This window comes from Pseudomonas sp. LAIL14HWK12:I1 (assembly GCF_003202095.1).
Taxonomy (GTDB): Bacteria; Pseudomonadota; Gammaproteobacteria; order Pseudomonadales; family Pseudomonadaceae; genus Aquipseudomonas; species Aquipseudomonas monteilii.
On sequence record NZ_QJKG01000003.1, the window covers coordinates 67,053 to 83,907 of the forward strand.

Sequence of the window (16,855 nt, forward strand, 5' to 3'; positions counted from 1 at the left end):
ATGAAAAATCTCAAGAGCCAGTACCTGCTGTTGATCCTCGGCTTCATCGCCCTGCCGTTCCTGATCGAGGCCATCCCCATGCTCGGCCCCACCTGGGTGCGCATCCTTGGCTTTGCCATGCTCTACGTGCTGCTGGCGTTGGGCCTGAACATCGTCATCGGTTACGCCGGGCTGCTCGACATGGGCTACATCGGCTTCTACGCCATTGGTGCCTACCTGTACGCACTGCTGGCCTCGCCGCACTTGCAAATGGCCGGCCTGATCGAGGTTGTGCTGGACTGGCCGGTGTGGGTGATCATCCCGCTGGCAGCCGTGGCCGCAGCCATTTGCGGCGTGTTGATCGGGGCGCCAGTGCTCAAGTTGCGCGGCGATTACCTGGCCATCGTCACCCTGGGGTTCGGCGAGATCATCCGCATTTTCATGAACAACCTGGACCAGCCGGTGAACCTCACCAACGGCCCCCAGGGCATCAGCGACATTGCCCCGCTGCACGTCGATTTCGGGCCATGGGCGCATGCGCCGGATGCCGGTGGGGCACCCGTGCTGTCGTTGCAGCAAAGCTGGAGCGTATTCGGGCTGCAGGTTTCGCCGGTGATCAGCTACTACCTGTTCTTCCTGTTCATCGTCATCCTCTGCATCGTGCTGTCCAAGCGCCTGGAAGTGTCGCGCATCGGCCGTGCCTGGATGGCCCTGCGTGAAGACGAAGTGGCCGCCGAGGCCATGGGCCTGAACAAGCGCAACCTCAAGTTGCTGGCGTTCGCCATGGGCGCGACCTTTGGCGGGGTGTCTGGCGTGCTGTTCTCCAGCTATCAGGGCTTTGTCAGCCCCGAATCGTTCACCCTGATGGAATCGATCATGGTGCTGGCCATGGTAGTGCTCGGCGGCATGGGCTCGATCCGTGGCGTGGTGCTGGGGGCGCTGATCCTGTCGGTGATGCCCGAGCTGTTCCGCGACCTGGTCAACTGGATCCAGCCATGGGTGATGGACAACGTTACCTTCATCAGCCGCGACATCCTGCGCAACGTGCTGGATGCCTCGACCCTGCGCATGCTGGTGTTCGGCCTGGCGCTGATCCTGGTCATGCGTTTCCGGCCCGAAGGGCTGTGGCCGTCCGACCGGCGCCGTGCCGAGCTGCACGAGGGTGAAGTGGAAGCAGAGCCCGCGCCGGTCGTTGCAGTACCTCAACAGGCATCCTTCGAACTCCCGATCAAAGAGGCGGACAAGGCATGAGCGATATCCTTCTCGAACTGCATCAGGTCAGTAAATTCTTCGGTGGCCTGCAGGCACTGCACGGCATCGACCTGAGCATTCGCCGTGGCGAGATTCGGGGGCTGTTGGGCCCTAACGGTGCTGGCAAGACCACCCTGTTCAACGTACTTACCGGCCTGTACCGGGCCGAGCAGGGCCGTGTGATGTTCGACGGCTTGCCGCTGCGCATCAGCAAGCCGCACAAGGTGGTGGAGGCGGGTATTTCCCGTACCTTCCAGAACATCCGCCTGTTCCACAACATGACCGCCCTGGAGAACGTGATGATTGGCCGCCATGTGCGTACCCGTAGCGGTGTGTTCGGCGCCATCCTGCGTACCCCGGCCTGCGTGCGTGAAGAGCGCGAGATCCGCCAGGCCGCCCGTTACTGGCTGAATTACGTGGGCATCGGCCACCTGGCCGGCGAGTTGGCCAAGAGCCTGTCCTACGGCGACCAGCGTCGCCTGGAAATCGCCCGGGCTCTGGCCACCGAACCCAAGCTGATTGCACTCGACGAGCCGGCTGCAGGCATGAACGCTTCGGAAACCGAAGGCCTGCGCCAACTGATGTGCAAGATGCAGGCGGATGGCAAAACCGTGTTGTTGATCGAGCACGACGTGAAACTGGTGATGGGCCTGTGCGACCACATCACCGTACTTGAATTCGGTCGCAAGATCGCCGACGGCTTGCCGGCCGACGTGCGCAAGGATCCACGCGTGATCGAGGCTTATCTGGGTGCAGAGGCAGTGGCATGAAGAACATTCTGCAAGTGAGCGACCTGAGGGTCAGCTATGGCGCCATCCAGGCCATCAAGGGCATCGACCTGAGGGTGGGCGAGGGTGAGATGGTGGCGCTGATCGGCGCCAACGGCGCGGGCAAGACCACCACCTTGAAAACGCTGGCCGGGCTACTGAAGCCGAGTGCCGGCAGCATCACCTTCGATGGCAAGGCGCATGCGGCGATCAAGGGCCACGACCTGATCCGCGAAGGGCTGGCGCTGGTGCCGGAGGGGCGGGGGATCTTTCCCAAGCTGACGGTGCACGAAAACCTCGAAATGGGCGCCTTCAGCCGGCGCGACGGCAAGGACGCCGTCGCTGCCGACATCGAGCGCATGTACGGCATCTTCCCGCGCCTGAAGGAGCGTGCCTTCCAGCTGGCCGGCACCATGTCGGGTGGCGAGCAGCAGATGTTGGCGATTTCCCGGGCATTGATGGGGCGGCCCAAGCTGCTGTTGCTGGACGAGCCGTCCATGGGGTTGGCGCCGATCATCGTGCAGAAGATTTTCGAAACCATCGTCGAGGTGGTAAAGGGTGGGGTGACGTTGCTGCTGGTGGAGCAGAACGCCCGGCTGGCGCTGCAAACCTGCCAGCGCGCCTACGTGATTGATGGTGGGCGCATCAGCCTGGAAGGCTGCGCCAAGACCCTGCTGCATGACGACCAGGTGAAGAAGGCCTACCTGGGCGAATGATTCACTCACAATGACAAGCCAGTCTGACCTGGGGTTGAACGTTTGTATCGCCGGCCGCTTAGCGGGCACGCCTGCGAAGAGGCCGGTAAGCCCATGGCTGATTTTCGCTCTGGCGAGGCACCCCAAAATGCTTAAATGTGTGGCGCGCTGTGAGCCGTCACTCCTCCCGCGAACTCAGGCTTCAGATGCCCCTGCTCATCCAGCAGATAAGCATCCATCACCTCCCGCACCACCGGCCCTGCCACTCGGCCCCCCGCCTCACCGTTCTCGATCATCACCGCCACCACCACACTTGGGTGGTCGGCCGGTGCAAAGCCGACAAACAGGGCGTTGTCACGGTGCCGCTCCAGGGTCTTGTTGCGGTTGTAACGTTCGCCCTGCTTGATCGCTACCACCTGCGCGGTACCACTCTTGCCGGCAATCCGGTATTGCGCCCCGGCTGCCGCCGCACGGGCGATGCCGCGCGGGTCGTGCATGACCATCTGCATGCCCTGGCTGACCTGGTCCCAGGCATGTTTGTCGTGCAGCACGATGTTGGGCATCGGGTTAGGATCGACTGGCGCATCGCCGCCCACGGTCATCGCCAGGTGCGGGCGGTGCCATACCCCTTTGCTCGCCAGCAGGCTGGTGGCCTGGGCCAGTTGTAGCGGGGTGACCTGCATGTAGCCCTGGCCAATGCCCAGGATCAGCGTTTCGCCCGGGAACCATGCCTGGCGGCGCGTGGCACGCTTCCACTCGGCCGACGGCATCAGCCCGGAGGCTTCCTCGAACATGTCCAGTGATACCTTCTGGCCCAGCCCGAACTCGGCCATGTAGTCGTGCAGGCGGTCGATGCCCAGCTTGTGCGCCAGGTCGTAGAAGTAAGTGTCGTTGGAGCGCATGATGGCGGTGTACATGTCCACCCAGCCGTCGCCGCTGCGGTTCCAGTTGCGGTACTTGTGGTCGTAGTTGGGCAGTTCGTAGTAGCCCGGGTCGAACACCCGGCTGCCCGGGGTGATCACGCCGCTGTCGAGGCCTGCGATGGCTACCTCCGGCTTCACCGTCGAGCCTGGGGCATACAGGCCGCGCAGCACGCGGTTGAACAGCGGGCGGTCGATGGAGTCGCGCAGTTCGGCGTACTGCTTGAAGCTGATGCCTTTTACGAACAGGTTGGGGTCGAAGCTGGGGTTGCTGACCATCGCCAGTACATCGCCATTGGCCGGGTCCAGCACCACCACCGAGCCGCGGCGGTCGCCCAGCGCTTTTTCTGCGGCGATCTGCAGGTGGGCGTCCAGGGTCAGGACGATGTCCTGGCCAGGGGTCGGGGCCTTGTGGTTGAGCACGCGCATCACCCGGCCCTGGGCGTTGGTCTCGACCTCTTCGTAGCCCACGTGGCCGTGCAGTTGGCTTTCGTAGAAGTGTTCGATGCCGGTCTTGCCGATCGATTGGGTGCCTCGGTACTCGGTACTGTCGAGGACCTTGGCTTCTTTCTCGTTGATACGCCCCACATAGCCTACCGAATGGGCGAAATGTTCGGCCAGCGGGTACTCGCGGATGAACTGCGGCTCTACCTCAAGGCCTGGCAGGCGGAACTGGTTCACGGCCACCAGGGCGATCTGCTCTTCGCTCAAGCCCACCATCAAGGTTACGGGCTCGAACGGTTTGCGACCCCGGCGCAGGTCCTTGTCGAACTGCTTGCGGTCGTCCTCGGTCAGGCCCAGTACCTGGGTCAGGGCATCGAGCACCTTGGCCGTATCGCCACCGGCCCGCTCGCGCGTCATGGTCAGGTCGAAGCTGGGTTTGTTGTCAGCCAGTACCACGCCGTTTCGGTCGTAGATCAGCCCGCGTTCGGGGGCGATGGGCAGTACGTGCACGCGGTTGTTTTCCGACACGGCGGTCTGCTGGTCGTGCTGCAGCACCTGCAATACGTACAGCCGTCCCACCAGAACGGCACACAGGCTGAACACCAGGGCGGCGCAGGCCAGAAGCCGGCGGTTGACCAGGTGCTTTTCCTTTTCGTGGTCCTTGAGGGGGATGGGCTGTGGCATCGGGGCTCTTCTTTCTACGGGTATCGCGTTGGCTGTGCGGGCGCGCGAACGGGCGGGGGATGCTACGCAACACGCCCCGCCGCCTCAAGGTGAGTGGCGCCCATCAGAAAGCGGGTATGGGCTGCGTGCCACGTGATCAGGGCGCTGGCGCACATCATGAAGATTTGTTCATGGCTAACCCTTGGTGAAGAGGATTGAGCTCGATTTTGGTGTATTTATGGATCCATAAATAAAATTTGTGCGATAAACGAACAAGAAATCTTTTTCGGTATAAATATGTAAGATGTTGAAAATAATCAATAAAAATTGATTTTTTGTCGTTTTGTTTCTTTGCTCACCGCGTTACACCCTGAGCCTTCACCCTTGAAGTGATTGTTTGTGGATCCACTATCTGGTTGATTAGCGCCTGACAACGGCCGGATCCCTCCAGCCGTATGCGACAACAATTACAAAAAGGGTCCAGTCATGAGTGGCTTTCCAAGGGGACGGAACCGTCAGGGTTCCTTGCGCTTTGCCTGCGTGTGCGTATCTGTTCTCCCACCTGTGAACCGGCAGGTGACCTTATGAATGCCGATCTCAAGCAACGCCTGGACAACGACCCGATGGGCCGCTTCCAATGCCTGGCCATTGGTATTTGCATCATCCTCAACATGATCGATGGCTTCGACGTACTGGTGATGGCCTTCACGGCTGCCTCGGTGTCTGCCGAGTGGGGCCTGAACGGGGCGCAGGTAGGGCTGCTGCTCAGCGCCGGCCTGTTCGGCATGGCGGCCGGCTCGTTGTTCATTGCGCCGTGGGCCGACCGCTTTGGCCGCCGCCCGCTGATCCTGCTGTGCCTGGGGCTGTCGGGTATCGGCATGCTGCTTTCGGCGATGAGCCAAAGCCCGCTACAGCTGGCGTTGCTGCGTGGCCTGACCGGGCTGGGCATCGGCGGCATCCTGGCCAGCAGCAACGTGATTGCCAGTGAGTACGCCAGCAAACGCTGGCGCGGGCTGGCGGTGAGCCTGCAGTCCACCGGCTACGCCCTGGGCGCGACGTTGGGTGGCTTGCTGGCGGTGTGGCTGCTGGGGCAGTGGGGCTGGCGCTCGGTGTTCCTGTTTGGTGGCATTGTCACCGTGCTGGTGATCCCGCTGGTGCTGCTGTGGTTGCCGGAGTCGCTGGACTTTCTGCTGGCACGTCGCCCGGCCAATGCGCTGGCACGGGTCAATCGCCTGGCCGTTCGCCTCGGCCAGCCGGCGCTGGCACAACTGCCAACACCCACTGAAAGTAAGCAGGGCGCCGCCAGCGGCTTCCGGCAACTGCTGGCGCCTGACATGCGCCGCACCACGCTGGTGATCTGGCTGCTGTTTTTCCTGGTCATGTTCGGCTTCTACTTCGTCATGAGCTGGACGCCGAAACTGCTGGTCGCCGCTGGCCTGTCGGCACAGCAGGGCATTACCGGCGGGGTGCTGCTGAGCGTCGGCGGCATCCTCGGCGCGGCGCTGATCGGCGGCCTGGCTTCGCGTTGGCCACTCACGCGGGTGCTGGCGTTGTTCATGCTTATCACCGCAGCGCTGCTGGTGTTGTTCGTGGTCAATGGCGCGTCGGTCAGTGCGGCGCTGGCGCTGGGGCTGCTGATCGGGCTGTTTTCCAATGGCTGCGTGGCCGGGCTGTATGCGTTGTCGCCGGTGGTCTATGACGCTTCGGTACGTGCAACAGGCGTGGGCTGGGGCATCGGCATCGGGCGCATGGGGGCGATCCTGTCGCCCACCGTGGCGGGTGTGTTGCTCGATGGCGGCTGGCAACCGCTGCACCTGTACGGAGTGTTCGCCAGCGTGTTCGTGCTGGCGGCAGGGTGCCTGCTGTTGCTGCGGCCAGCGGCCAAGCCGGCACCTGCTCTACCTACCGATGCATTGAGCCACTAAGTGCCGCCCGGCCTGGCCGGGCACCTGAATGCAGCTTATCGCCCCAGGTGTCTGTTGGCCTGGGGCGGGCGGCTGCGCCCAAGTAAAGCGGAGAACAATAATAATGATGCACACAACTTGCACGCTGGCCCGTTCGGTCCTGGCGGTATCGCTGGCGCTTGGCCTGGGTTTGCCGGCCTGGGCCGAGGAGGGGGGCTTCCTTGGCGATGCCAAGGCCGGGCTGACCCTGCGCAACTACTACTTCAACCGCGATTTCCGCGACCCGGGGGCGGCCAAGGGCAAGGTCGAAGAATGGGCTCAGGGCTTCATCTTCAAGTTCAGCTCTGGCTACACCCCGGGGTTGATCGGTGTTGGCCTGGACGGTATCGCCATGTTCGGTGTGAAGCTGGACAGCGGCGGTGGCACCAGCGGTTCCGAATTGCTGCCGGTGCACGATGACGGGCGTGCAGCCGACAACTATGGCCGGGCAGGGTTGGCGGCGAAGCTGCGTATTAGCGCGACCGAACTGAAGGTTGGCGAGCTGCTGCCCGACATCCCCCTGCTGCGCTACGACGATGGCCGCCTGCTGCCGCAGACATTCCGTGGGGCGATGCTTGATTCGCGAGAGATCGAAGGCTTGAGTCTGCAGGCCGGCCAGTACCGTGAAGTAAGCCTGCGCAACTCGTCCGACATGCAAGACCTTTCTGCCTGGGCCGCGCCCGGGGTCACCTCGGACGGCTTCAACTACGCCGGTGCCGAGTACCGCTTCAACCAGCAGCGCACACTGATCGGTGCCTGGCATTCGCAGCTGGAGGACATCTACCAGCAAAGTTACTTCAACCTGCTGCACAACCAGCGGGTGGGGGAGTGGACGTTGGGAGCCAATCTTGGCTATTTCATCGACCGGGATGACGGCCAGGCGCGCATCGGCGGCATTCAGAGCCGCACCGGTTACGCCTTGCTGTCGGCCTCGCACAGTGGCCATACGCTGTACCTGGGGTTGCAGAAGGTCAGTGGCGACAGCCAGTGGATGTCGGTGTATGGCAGCAGCGGCCGTACCTTGGGCAACGACATGTTCAACGGCAACTTCAGCAACGCCGACGAGCGCTCGTGGCAAGTGCGTTACGACTATAACTTTGCCGCATTGGGGGTGCCAGGGCTGCTGGCCATGGTGCGTTACGGGCATGGCGAGAACGCGACCACGGCGGCCGGCAGCAATGGCAAGGAGTGGGAGCGCGATACCGAAGTGAACTACACCTTCCAGAGCGGGGCGTTGAAAAACCTTAACATCCGGCTGAACAACGCGACCAACCGGCGAAGCTTCAACAGTGATTTCGACCAGACCCGCCTGATCGTCAGCTATCCGCTGTCGCTATAAAAGCTTGCACCGCGCCGCCTTTAAGGCACTGGGGCTGCGCAGCAGCCCCAATGATACGCCGCACTGTCTCTGGTATTGCCCGAACAAGCCAACAGCACCTCCCCGCCTTACGCTAAGATGCCCGCTCATGTCCCTGGAAGTCGCCCGGATGAGCAAGCCTGGTCAAATGGTGCTGGTCGCGTTGCGCAAGATGATCGCCTCGGGCGAGCTTGCAGCTGGCGAGCGCTTGATGGAAGTCCCCACCGCTGAACTGTTCGGCGTGTCACGCATGCCGGTGCGCATGGCGTTTCGCACCCTTGAGCAGGAAGGCCTGCTGGTGCGTTTTGGCGGTCGGGGTTTTCAGGTGCGCTCGGTCAGTGCCGATGACATCGCCGGCGCAGTCGAGGTACGCGGCGTACTGGAAGGCCTGGCTGCCCGCCAGGCTGCGGAACGTGGCCTGTCAGCCCAGGCCCGCGAAGCGCTGCAACGCTGCCTGGTCGAAGGCGACCAGTTGTTCGACAAGGGCTTCGTTACCGAAGAAGACCTGCAGGCCTACCACGACCTCAACATGCGCTTTCACCAGGTCATCATCGAAGCCAGCCATAATCCGGCCATCGCCGATGCCCTGGCGCGCAACGATCACCTGCCGTTTGCCTCCGTCACAGCGCTGGCCGTGGACCGCCACGACCTGGCCCGTGAATACCGGCGCTTCAACTTCGCGCACATGCAACACCATGCGGCGTTCGATGCCTTGGTCAATCGCCAGGGTGCCCGCGCCGAAGCCATTATGCGCGAGCACGCCAACGCCACCTTGCGCTACGCCGAAACCTTCGGCGGGGCAACGGTGGAAGAGGGCATGAAGGTGATTCTGCCCTCGTCGTAGGCCGGTTCAGATGTCCAGCACCAGCAGGGGTGTTTTCGAGCGCGAGCAGCAGGGCGTGAACTGATCGTTCAGCGCCTGCTCTTCTTCGGTGAGGAACATGTCGCGATGATCTGGCGTGCCTTGCAGCACGCGCGTCAGGCAGGTGCCGCAAATGCCCTGTTCGCATGACATCGCAATCTCGATGCCGTGCTGCTCCAGCACCTGCACCACTGTCTGGTTGGCGGGTACCTCGAACACCTGGCCGGTGCTGCCGACCTGTACCGAGAAACTGCCGTCGTTGCTGGCATCCACCGGCGCTGCGGCAAAATATTCCCGATGCAGGCAAGCCTCCTGCCAACCCAGGCCCCTGGCGCTGTCCAGCACATGCTGCATGAAACCACCCGGCCCACACACATACAGGTGTACATCCGGCTGCGGGTTATCCAGCACCCGGGCAATGTCCAGTGCCGTTTCCGGCTGCTCATCAAAATGCACGAACAGGCGGTCGGCGAAAGGCGCTTTACGAATGCGTTCGACAAAGGCGGCACGCTCACTCGAGCGGGCGCAGTAGTGCAGTTCGAAATCCCCACCGCTTTGCGCCAGCTGCTCGGCCATGCACAGGATCGGGGTAATCCCGATGCCTCCCGCAAACAGCACACTGCGCCGCGCCCCTTCCACGAGCGGGAACAGGTTGCGGGGTTCGCTGATGCGCAGGCGTGCGCCGGCCTGTACCTGCTCGTGCAGGCGGCGTGAACCACCCCGCGAGGCCGGGTCGTTGAGCACACCGATCAGGTAGCGGTGGCGCTCTTCGGGGTGGTTGCACAAGGAATACTGGCGCACCAGCCCATCGGGCAAATGCACATCTATGTGCGAGCCAGCGCTGAACGCGGGCAGCAGGCTGCCATCCGCCGCTGCCAGCTCGAAGCTGCAAATGCCCTGCGCTTCATCGTTGCGGGAAACCACTACGGCATCGATCATCTTGGCTTCTCCTCAGGCAGGGGTAGCGCTGGTGGCAATCAGTTGTGGTTGCGGCATGCGCTCTTTGGCAATCAGCCGCTCCAGGATCTTGCGCGACTGCACGCCACCGGCATCGATGTTCAGCTTCAGCAGGTTGCGTTCCGGGTAGGCCAACAGGTTCTGTTGCTGCCGCTCCAGCATCTCCAGGTCTTCGCTGAAGATCTTGCCCTGGCCTTCCCGGATGTTGTCGGTCAGCGCATGGTCCTGCGCCGCAAAATTGCGCGCCATGCCCCAGAAGTACCAGATCGAGGTGTCGCTCTCTGGCGTGATGAAGTCCACCACGATGCTCGACGCCTTGTGCTGCGCATCCGCGTGATAGCCCCCTTTGCCGGCGTGCGCCACGCCTACTTCGATCAGCACATGGCTGGGCGGGGTGAAGCGGCAGATCTGCCAGCGGTCCACCGGCACATCGTCTGCCAGCCCGTTGCCACGCAGGGCCATGCGCCAGAAGGGCGGCGCCATGATGTTTTCCATGTGCCGGGCGGTGACCACTTCGTCGCCGGTGACGGTGGTGACGGGCGGCGCCTCGTCGATTTCCTTCTGGCCGATGCTGGAGGCGTGCACGTAGGTTTCGTGGGTGAGGTCCATCAGGTTGTCGATCATCAGGCGGTAGTCGCAACCGATATGGAACAGCCCACCGCCATAGGCCCACTCTTCATTGACGGCCCATTCCAGGTGCGGGATCAGCGCCGGGTCGGCCAACGCCTGGTCGCCGGGCCAGACCCAGATGAAGCCGTAGCGCTCGACGGCGGCGAAGGTTTTGTTGCAGGGAAAGCCCCGTACCCGCTGGCCCGGCATCGACACGGTCTTGCCATCGCAGCCCATCACCAGGCCGTGGTAACCACACACCAGATTGCCGTTTTCAACGTAACCCAGCGACAACGGCGCACCACGGTGCGGGCAGAAGTCCTCGACGCCGGCCACGCGGTTTTCCTGGGCGCGGTAGAACACGATCTTCTCGCCGCAGATCTGCCGGCCCAAGGGTTTGGTGGCGATTTCGTCGGGGGTGCAGGCTACGTACCAGGTGTTTTTGGGGTACATGAAGGAGGCTCTCCGGGTTTTGTTTTTATTTAATGGATCCATTAGAGCCATTCGCCTCACGCGCGGTCAATGGTTTGCGCGGTTATTTATAAGGTTTTGGGCGATTATCGGATTTTATGGATCCACTAATAAGAATTTTGATCACGGCTCGGGATTGAGCAGGGTGTTTTAATGGCTGGGAAACGGCCTGAACCTGCTATTCCTAAACAAACCCCACAACCCACCAAGGCCCCTCGATGCTCGCCATCGAACAGCTCCACAAATCATTCCGCACCCCCCAAGGCCCGCTGCCTGTGCTGCAGGGCGTCAACCTGCGCCTGGCGCGCGGCAGCAGCTTGGCATTGATGGGCGAATCGGGCAGCGGCAAGAGCACCTTGTTGCACCTGGTTGCCGGCCTGGACCGCGCCGACAGTGGCCGGATCCTGATTGATGGCACGCCGCTCGACAGCCGTTCAGAGTCATCGTTGGCGCAGTGGCGGCGGCAGGGCATTGGCCTGGTGTTCCAACAATACAATTTGATCAGCAGCCTGGACGTGGCGACGAACCTTGCATTCCAGGCAAGGCTCGCCGGCCGGCATGACCCGCAATGGGTGGCCTACCTGGCAGAACGCCTGGGCCTGGCAGGTTTGCTCGCGCGCTATCCGGAACAGTTGTCTGGCGGCCAGCAACAGCGGGTTGCCATTGGCCGTGCGCTGGCCGGGCGGCCGGCGTGGCTGCTGGCCGACGAGCCTACCGGCAGCCTTGACGAAGCCAGCAGCGATGAGGTGCTGAACCTGCTGCTGCAACTGGTCGCCGAGGCCGGCAGTGGTGTGCTGATGGTGACCCATAGCCCGCGGCTGGCGGCACGCTTGCAGCAGCGTTGCTACCTGCAGGCCGGCCGCGTTCAGCCAGAGCACGGGTGATGAGGCTCTTGTCGCTGGCCCTGTTGGCGTTGCTCAGCCATTGGCGGCGCCATCGGGTGCAGTTTGTCAGCATCTTCACCGGGCTGTGGCTGGCCACGGCCTTGTGGACGGGCGTACAGGCACTGAACAGCCAGGCACGTAGCGACTATGCCCGGGCCAGTGCCGTGCTGGCCGGGCCGATGCAGGCGCAGTTTGTACCGCGCAAGGGTGATCATTTCGATCAGGGGCTGTACGTGCAGTTGCGCAAGCATGGGTGGCAGGTGACACCCATGCTGGAAGGGCGTTTGCGCTTGTCGGGTGAGCCTGTGCGCAGTGTGCGGCTGATCGGCATCGATCCTTTGAGCCTACCGCCGACCAGCAGCATTGCCGGCGTGCAGCCCCAAGCATTCGACCTGCAGGCATTTATCGGCACACCCGGGCAAGCCTGGGTAGGGCCGGATACGTTGCGCCAATGGGGCGAAGGTTCAATGCGCGACAGCGAAGGGCAACCGCTTCCCCCCGTGGTCCTGCAACCTGCGCTGGCGCCCGGCATAATGGTCGTCGACATCGGCCATGCCCAACGCCTGCTGCACGCACCCGGGCAGTTGTCGCGGTTGCTGGTGGCCGGCAAGCCAGGGCCGTTGCCTGCTGATATCGCGGCCCTGCTCGAACTGCAACCTCAGCAGGACGACGACGGATTGCAGCGGCTGACCGACAGTTTTCACCTTAACCTGACCGCCCTTGGCCTGCTGGCGTTCGTTGTTGGCCTGTTCATCGCCCACGCCGCCATCGGCCTGGCGCTGGAGCAGCGGCGAGGCCTGATACGTAACCTGCGCGCTTGTGGGGTCAGCTTGAACACGCTGCTGGGTGCATTGGTGTTGGAGCTGGGCCTGTTCGCACTGCTGGGCGGGCTGGCAGGTGTGGCCAGTGGGTATGTACTGGCCGCGTGGTTGTTGCCTGATGTGGCTGCCAGTTTGCGCGGCCTGTATGGCGCCCAGGTGGCCGGCACGTTGAGCCTGCCCGCAGGGTGGTGGCTGGCGGGTGTACTGGTGAGTGTGCTGGGGGCATTGCTGGCAGGGCTGGGTAGCGTGTTGCGTGCAGCCCGGCTGCCATTGCTGGCGCTGGCGCAGCCTCAGGCCTGGCGGCTGGCACAGGGGTTGTGGTCAAGGCGCCAGGCTTGCGCAGCAGGCTTGCTGTTGCTGCTGGCCTTGGGGTTTGGCGTGTTGGGTAACAGCCTGGCTTGCGCGTTTGCCATGCTGGCGGGGTTGTTGCTGGCGTCGGCACTCCTGTTGCCCGCCTTGCTCGACCACGGGCTTGGCGGGTTGACGCGGTTTTGTCGGCGGCCCTTGGTGCAATGGTTCGTGGCCGACAGCCGCCAGCAACTGCCGGCCCTGAGCCTGGCGCTCATGGCGTTGTTGCTGGCGCTGGCGGCCAGTGTCGGCGTGGGCAGCATGACCGAAGGCTTTCGCAAGACGTTCGTTGGCTGGCTGGACATGCGTCTGTCTGCCGACCTGTATGTCACCCCCAAGGATACCGAACAAGGGTTGCAAATTGCCGAATGGCTTGGCCAGCAATCTGCGGTCATCGCAGTGCTGCCTGGCTGGCGTGTTGAAACCCGGTTGCAGGGGTGGCCAGTGCAGGTCCAGGGTATCGTCGATCACCCCCTCTACCTCAAACGTTGGCCGTTGCTTGAGCAGCAGCCGCGCGCCTGGGAGCAACTGTCCAGTGGGCAGGCCGTGATGCTCAGTGAACAATTGGCCAGGCGCTTGAAGCTGCACTTGGGTGACCGCCTTGCGCTGTCTTCGCAGGCCATGACGGTGGTCGGGGTCTATGCCGACTACGGCAACCCCAAAGGCCATGTGCTGGTGAATGCCGGCTGGTTGCGTTCGCATTGGCCACAGGCGACGCTGACGGGGTTGAGTGTTGACCTGCACACCGACCAAGTGCCCGTCACCAAGGCCGCGTTGCAACAGCACTTCGCCCTGGACGACAGCCGCGTGGTGGAGCAAGTACGCCTGAAAAGCTGGTCTACCGAGGTGTTCAACCGCACCTTCGCCGCCACCGCGGCACTCAACAGCCTCACCCTGGGTGTGGCCGGGGTGGCGTTGTTCATCAACCTGCTGACGTTGGGCCAAACCCGGCTCGGCCAGTTGGCACCACTGTGGGCGCTGGGCGTGCAACGCAGACAACTGGTGTGGCTGAGCCTGGGGCAAACGCTGATGCTAAGCAGTTTCACGGTATTGCTGGCCATTCCGCTGGGGGTGTTACTGGCATGGTGCCTGGTGGCGGTCGTCAATGTGCAGGCGTTTGGCTGGCGTTTGCCGCTCTACGTGTTTCCTGCGCAACTGCTGCAACTGGCTGTGCTGGGCCTGTTGACCAGCCTGCTGGCCAGCGCCTGGCCGCTGTGGCAACTGGCGCGCCGCCAGCCCCGCGAACTGTTGAGGCCGTTTGCCGATGAAGCGTAGTGCGTGGTTGTTGCTGTGCGGCCTGCTGTGCGCTTGTGATCAACCGGCGCCACAAGGCTATGCCGGGCTTGGGCAGCAGGCAGTCGGGTTCAGCCAGGTAACCCGCGGGCATCACTTGGCGTTCCCTCGTGACCACGGGCCTCATGAGGGATTTCGCATCGAGTGGTGGTATGTCACCGCCAACCTCAAGGACGCCCAGGGGCGCGACTGGGGCGCGCAGTGGACGCTGTTCCGCTCGGCACTGCGCCCCGGCCCGGAAACCGCTGACTGGAACAGCCCGAACCTGTGGATGGGGCACGCGGCTTTGACCGGCCCGGGTGGGCATCAGTCTGGCGAAACCCTGGCGCGCGGTGGTATCGGCCAGGCCGGCGTGCAGGCCCAGCCGTTTCGGGCGTGGATCAATGACTGGGCGTTGCAGGGCAGGGGAGGTATCGAAAGCCTGCGAATGGTCGCAGGTGGCGAAGGTTTCCACTATGACTTGCTCCTGCGCAGTGACCGGCCCTTGGTGCTGCACGGCGATCAGGGTTACAGCGAAAAATCCGGCAAGGGACAGGCTTCCTATTATTACAGCCAGCCGTTTTACCGCGTGCACGGGGAGGTGGAGCGTGACGGCTTGTGCATCGCTGTCACTGGCCAAGCCTGGCTGGACCGGGAATGGAGCAGCCAGCCGCTGGCTGCCGGGCAGACTGGGTGGGACTGGTTTTCCCTGCATCTGGACAGTGGTGCCAAGCTGATGCTGTTCCAGGTGCGCGAGGCGCAGGGTGAGGTGTATCGCGCCGGGACCTGGGTGGGGCCGCAGGGTGACGTCGTGGCGCTTCATGGGGAGCAGATCCAGATGCAGGCGCTTGCTTCGGTGACTCAGAAAAATGACAAGCAGGTGCCAACGCGCTGGCGGGTGCAGGTACCAGCGCACGGGGTAGATATACACGTGGATGCAGTGGAACCGCAGGCGTGGATGGATACGCGGTTTGGGTATTGGGAAGGGCCGGTGCGGTTGACGGGAAGTGCGGGTGGGCGTGGGTATCTGGAGATGACCGGATACTAGCCTCAGCCCATTCAATCCTTGATCAGGCCCCTTAACACGGTCCGGGCTTCCTCGGTACGCAAACAGTCGATAAACAACCGGCTCTCTCGCGCCACCGTCGCCTCCAGCTCGGCGCGCTGGCTGTCCTTGAGCAGCCGCTTGCTGATGCGCAGCGCCGCCTGCGGGTAGCCTTGCAGCTGCCGCGCCAGCGTGCGGGCTGCGGCCAGGCATTGTTCGCCATCCTCATGCAGCTCGTTGGCCAGCCCCCAAGCCACCATCTGTTCGCCATTGAGCCCTTCATTGCCCAGCAGCAAGCGGGCTGCACGGGCCTGGCCAAGCAAGCGAGGCAGCAGCAGGCTGGAGCCAAACTCCGGGCACACACCCAGTGGCGCGAACGGCATGCGCAGCTTGGTCGAACGGCTGACAAGTACCTGGTCGCAATGCAACAGCAAGGTGGCACCAATGCCGATGGCCGCGCCACTGACTGCCGCGATCAGCGGCTTGTCCAGGCCCATCACCACCCGCATCAGGCGAAATACCGGGCTGTTCAGATCACCGGGCGGGTTGTCGAGAAAATCGCGCAGGTCGTTGCCCGCAGTGAAGCACTGCGGCCCACCGGTGATGATGATTGCCTCTACGTTCGGGTCTTCACTGGCCGCCAACAACAGGTCGCCCAGCTGCTGGTACATGGCTGTATTCAGTGCGTTGAGCTTGTCGGGGCGGTTGAAGGCCAGGGTCAGCAGGCCCTGGTCCAGGTCGCGTATGATCAGGTCGTTCATGGCAGCCGCTTTTGTTGTTGTAGGCAGGAGAGCCAAGGGTTTATCACGCACGCCGGCTTGTTGTACAGTCGTTCAGTCCAGCCCCCCGAACCGAGAGCCGCCCATGAACCAGGAAGCCCGCTACCACCGCATGCTGCCGGAATTGCGCAAAGCCAACCTGGTCGAGGCGACCTTGGTGTGCCTCAAGCGCCATGGCTTCCAGGGGGCTTCGATCCGCAAGATCTCGGCCGAGGCCGGGGTTTCGGTAGGGCTGATCAGCCACCACTACGCCGGCAAGGACGAACTGGTGGCCGAGGCCTACCTGGCGGTTACCGGGCGGGTGATGGGCCTGTTGCGTGAAGCCATGGCCCAGGCCGCGCCCAATGCCCGCGAGCGGTTGTCGGCGTTTTTCCGCGCTTCGTTCTGCGCAGAGTTGCTCGACCCGCAACTGCTTGACGCCTGGCTGGCGTTCTGGGGCGCGGTCAAGACAGCTGATGCAATCAACCAGGTGCACGACCATTCCTATGGCGAGTACCGCAAGGAGCTGAGCCAGCTGCTGGCCTCGCTCGCCAGAGACGAGGGCTGGCAGGGCTTCGATGCCGACCTCGCCGCCATCAGCCTCAGCGCCTTGCTGGACGGCCTGTGGCTGGAGTCGGGGCTCAACCCCGGCACCTTCACGCCCGAGCAGGGCGTGATTATCTGCGAAGCCTGGGTCGATGGCCTGCAAGCCGGTGGTCGGCGCCGTTTCAGCCTGCCCGAGGGCTGTTGATCGCCTGTTCAGTAACGAGTACGCTGCTGGCGCGAGTGTGTAGAACAACACCAATAAA

General features: G+C 63.2%; 14 protein-coding genes. 10 read left to right on the forward strand and 4 right to left on the reverse strand.

Annotation, left to right across the window (positions count from 1 at the left end; all coding sequences use genetic code 11):
• From D906_RS09655 to D906_RS09665, 3 genes are read left to right on the forward strand one after another with little or no spacing between them, the layout of a single operon-like run.
• Entirely contained in the window at positions 1-1,230 is a 1,230-nt protein-coding gene (locus D906_RS09655) for an ABC transporter ATP-binding protein (protein ID WP_027615118.1), read from the forward strand.
• Positions 1,227-2,000 (forward strand): ABC transporter ATP-binding protein, encoded by a 774-nt coding sequence (locus D906_RS09660; RefSeq protein WP_019098888.1) that lies wholly within the window; start codon positions 1,227-1,229, stop codon positions 1,998-2,000. The genes D906_RS09655 and D906_RS09660 overlap by 4 nt, the downstream gene beginning before the upstream one ends.
• A complete protein-coding gene (locus D906_RS09665) occupies positions 1,997-2,713 on the forward strand; it encodes an ABC transporter ATP-binding protein (RefSeq protein WP_025754524.1) in 717 nt (238 codons plus the stop codon). Before D906_RS09660 ends, D906_RS09665 begins: the two co-directional genes overlap by 4 nt.
• Positions 2,714-2,844: 131 nt before the next feature.
• On the opposite strand, the gene mrdA is transcribed toward D906_RS09665, so the two are convergent.
• A complete protein-coding gene (mrdA, locus tag D906_RS09670) occupies positions 2,845-4,740 on the reverse strand; it encodes a penicillin-binding protein 2 (RefSeq protein WP_019098886.1) in 1,896 nt (631 codons plus the stop codon).
• A 563-nt stretch (positions 4,741-5,303) separates the two neighbouring features.
• On the opposite strand from mrdA, the gene D906_RS09675 reads away from it, so the two are divergent.
• The 3 genes from D906_RS09675 to D906_RS09685 all read left to right on the forward strand — a co-directional run bounded on the left by D906_RS09675 (position 5,304) and on the right by D906_RS09685 (position 8,863).
• Positions 5,304-6,644 carry an MFS transporter gene (locus D906_RS09675; protein ID WP_019098885.1) on the forward strand — a complete coding sequence of 447 codons (1,341 nt, stop codon included), beginning with the start codon at positions 5,304-5,306 and terminating at the stop codon, positions 6,642-6,644.
• 103 nt (positions 6,645-6,747) lie between these two features.
• Positions 6,748-8,001 (forward strand): OprD family porin, encoded by a 1,254-nt coding sequence (locus D906_RS09680; protein ID WP_027615119.1) that lies wholly within the window; start codon positions 6,748-6,750, stop codon positions 7,999-8,001.
• Between the two features lie 148 nt (positions 8,002-8,149).
• Complete coding sequence (locus tag D906_RS09685; protein ID WP_016714586.1) at positions 8,150-8,863, forward strand: GntR family transcriptional regulator; 714 nt, start codon at positions 8,150-8,152, stop codon at positions 8,861-8,863.
• A 6-nt stretch (positions 8,864-8,869) separates the two neighbouring features.
• On the opposite strand, the gene D906_RS09690 is transcribed toward D906_RS09685, so the two are convergent.
• Complete coding sequence (locus D906_RS09690) at positions 8,870-9,820, reverse strand: PDR/VanB family oxidoreductase (RefSeq protein WP_025754521.1); 951 nt, start codon at positions 9,818-9,820, stop codon at positions 8,870-8,872.
• Positions 9,821-9,832: 12 nt separating this feature from the next.
• Positions 9,833-10,900, reverse strand: coding sequence for an aromatic ring-hydroxylating dioxygenase subunit alpha (locus tag D906_RS09695; RefSeq protein WP_027615120.1), 1,068 nt, complete (start codon positions 10,898-10,900; stop codon positions 9,833-9,835).
• Between the two features lie 236 nt (positions 10,901-11,136).
• On the opposite strand from D906_RS09695, the gene D906_RS09700 reads away from it, so the two are divergent.
• From D906_RS09700 to D906_RS09710, 3 genes are read left to right on the forward strand one after another with little or no spacing between them, the layout of a single operon-like run.
• Entirely contained in the window at positions 11,137-11,802 is a 666-nt protein-coding gene (locus tag D906_RS09700) for an ABC transporter ATP-binding protein (protein WP_016715653.1), read from the forward strand.
• Positions 11,802-14,246, forward strand: a complete 2,445-nt coding sequence (locus tag D906_RS09705) for an FtsX-like permease family protein (protein WP_027615121.1) — start codon at positions 11,802-11,804, stop codon at positions 14,244-14,246. The genes D906_RS09700 and D906_RS09705 overlap by 1 nt, the downstream gene beginning before the upstream one ends.
• Positions 14,236-15,291 (forward strand): lipocalin-like domain-containing protein, encoded by a 1,056-nt coding sequence (locus D906_RS09710; protein ID WP_027615122.1) that lies wholly within the window; start codon positions 14,236-14,238, stop codon positions 15,289-15,291. Before D906_RS09705 ends, D906_RS09710 begins: the two co-directional genes overlap by 11 nt.
• Before the next feature lie 11 nt (positions 15,292-15,302).
• Here the strand turns inward: D906_RS09710 and D906_RS09715 are convergent, their stop codons facing one another.
• A complete protein-coding gene (locus D906_RS09715; protein ID WP_016715656.1) occupies positions 15,303-16,049 on the reverse strand; it encodes an enoyl-CoA hydratase-related protein in 747 nt (248 codons plus the stop codon).
• 103 nt (positions 16,050-16,152) lie between these two features.
• Between D906_RS09715 and D906_RS09720 the strand changes: the two genes are divergently transcribed.
• Positions 16,153-16,797, forward strand: a complete 645-nt coding sequence (locus tag D906_RS09720; protein ID WP_016715657.1) for a TetR family transcriptional regulator C-terminal domain-containing protein — start codon at positions 16,153-16,155, stop codon at positions 16,795-16,797.
• Positions 16,798-16,855: the final 58 nt, after the last annotated feature.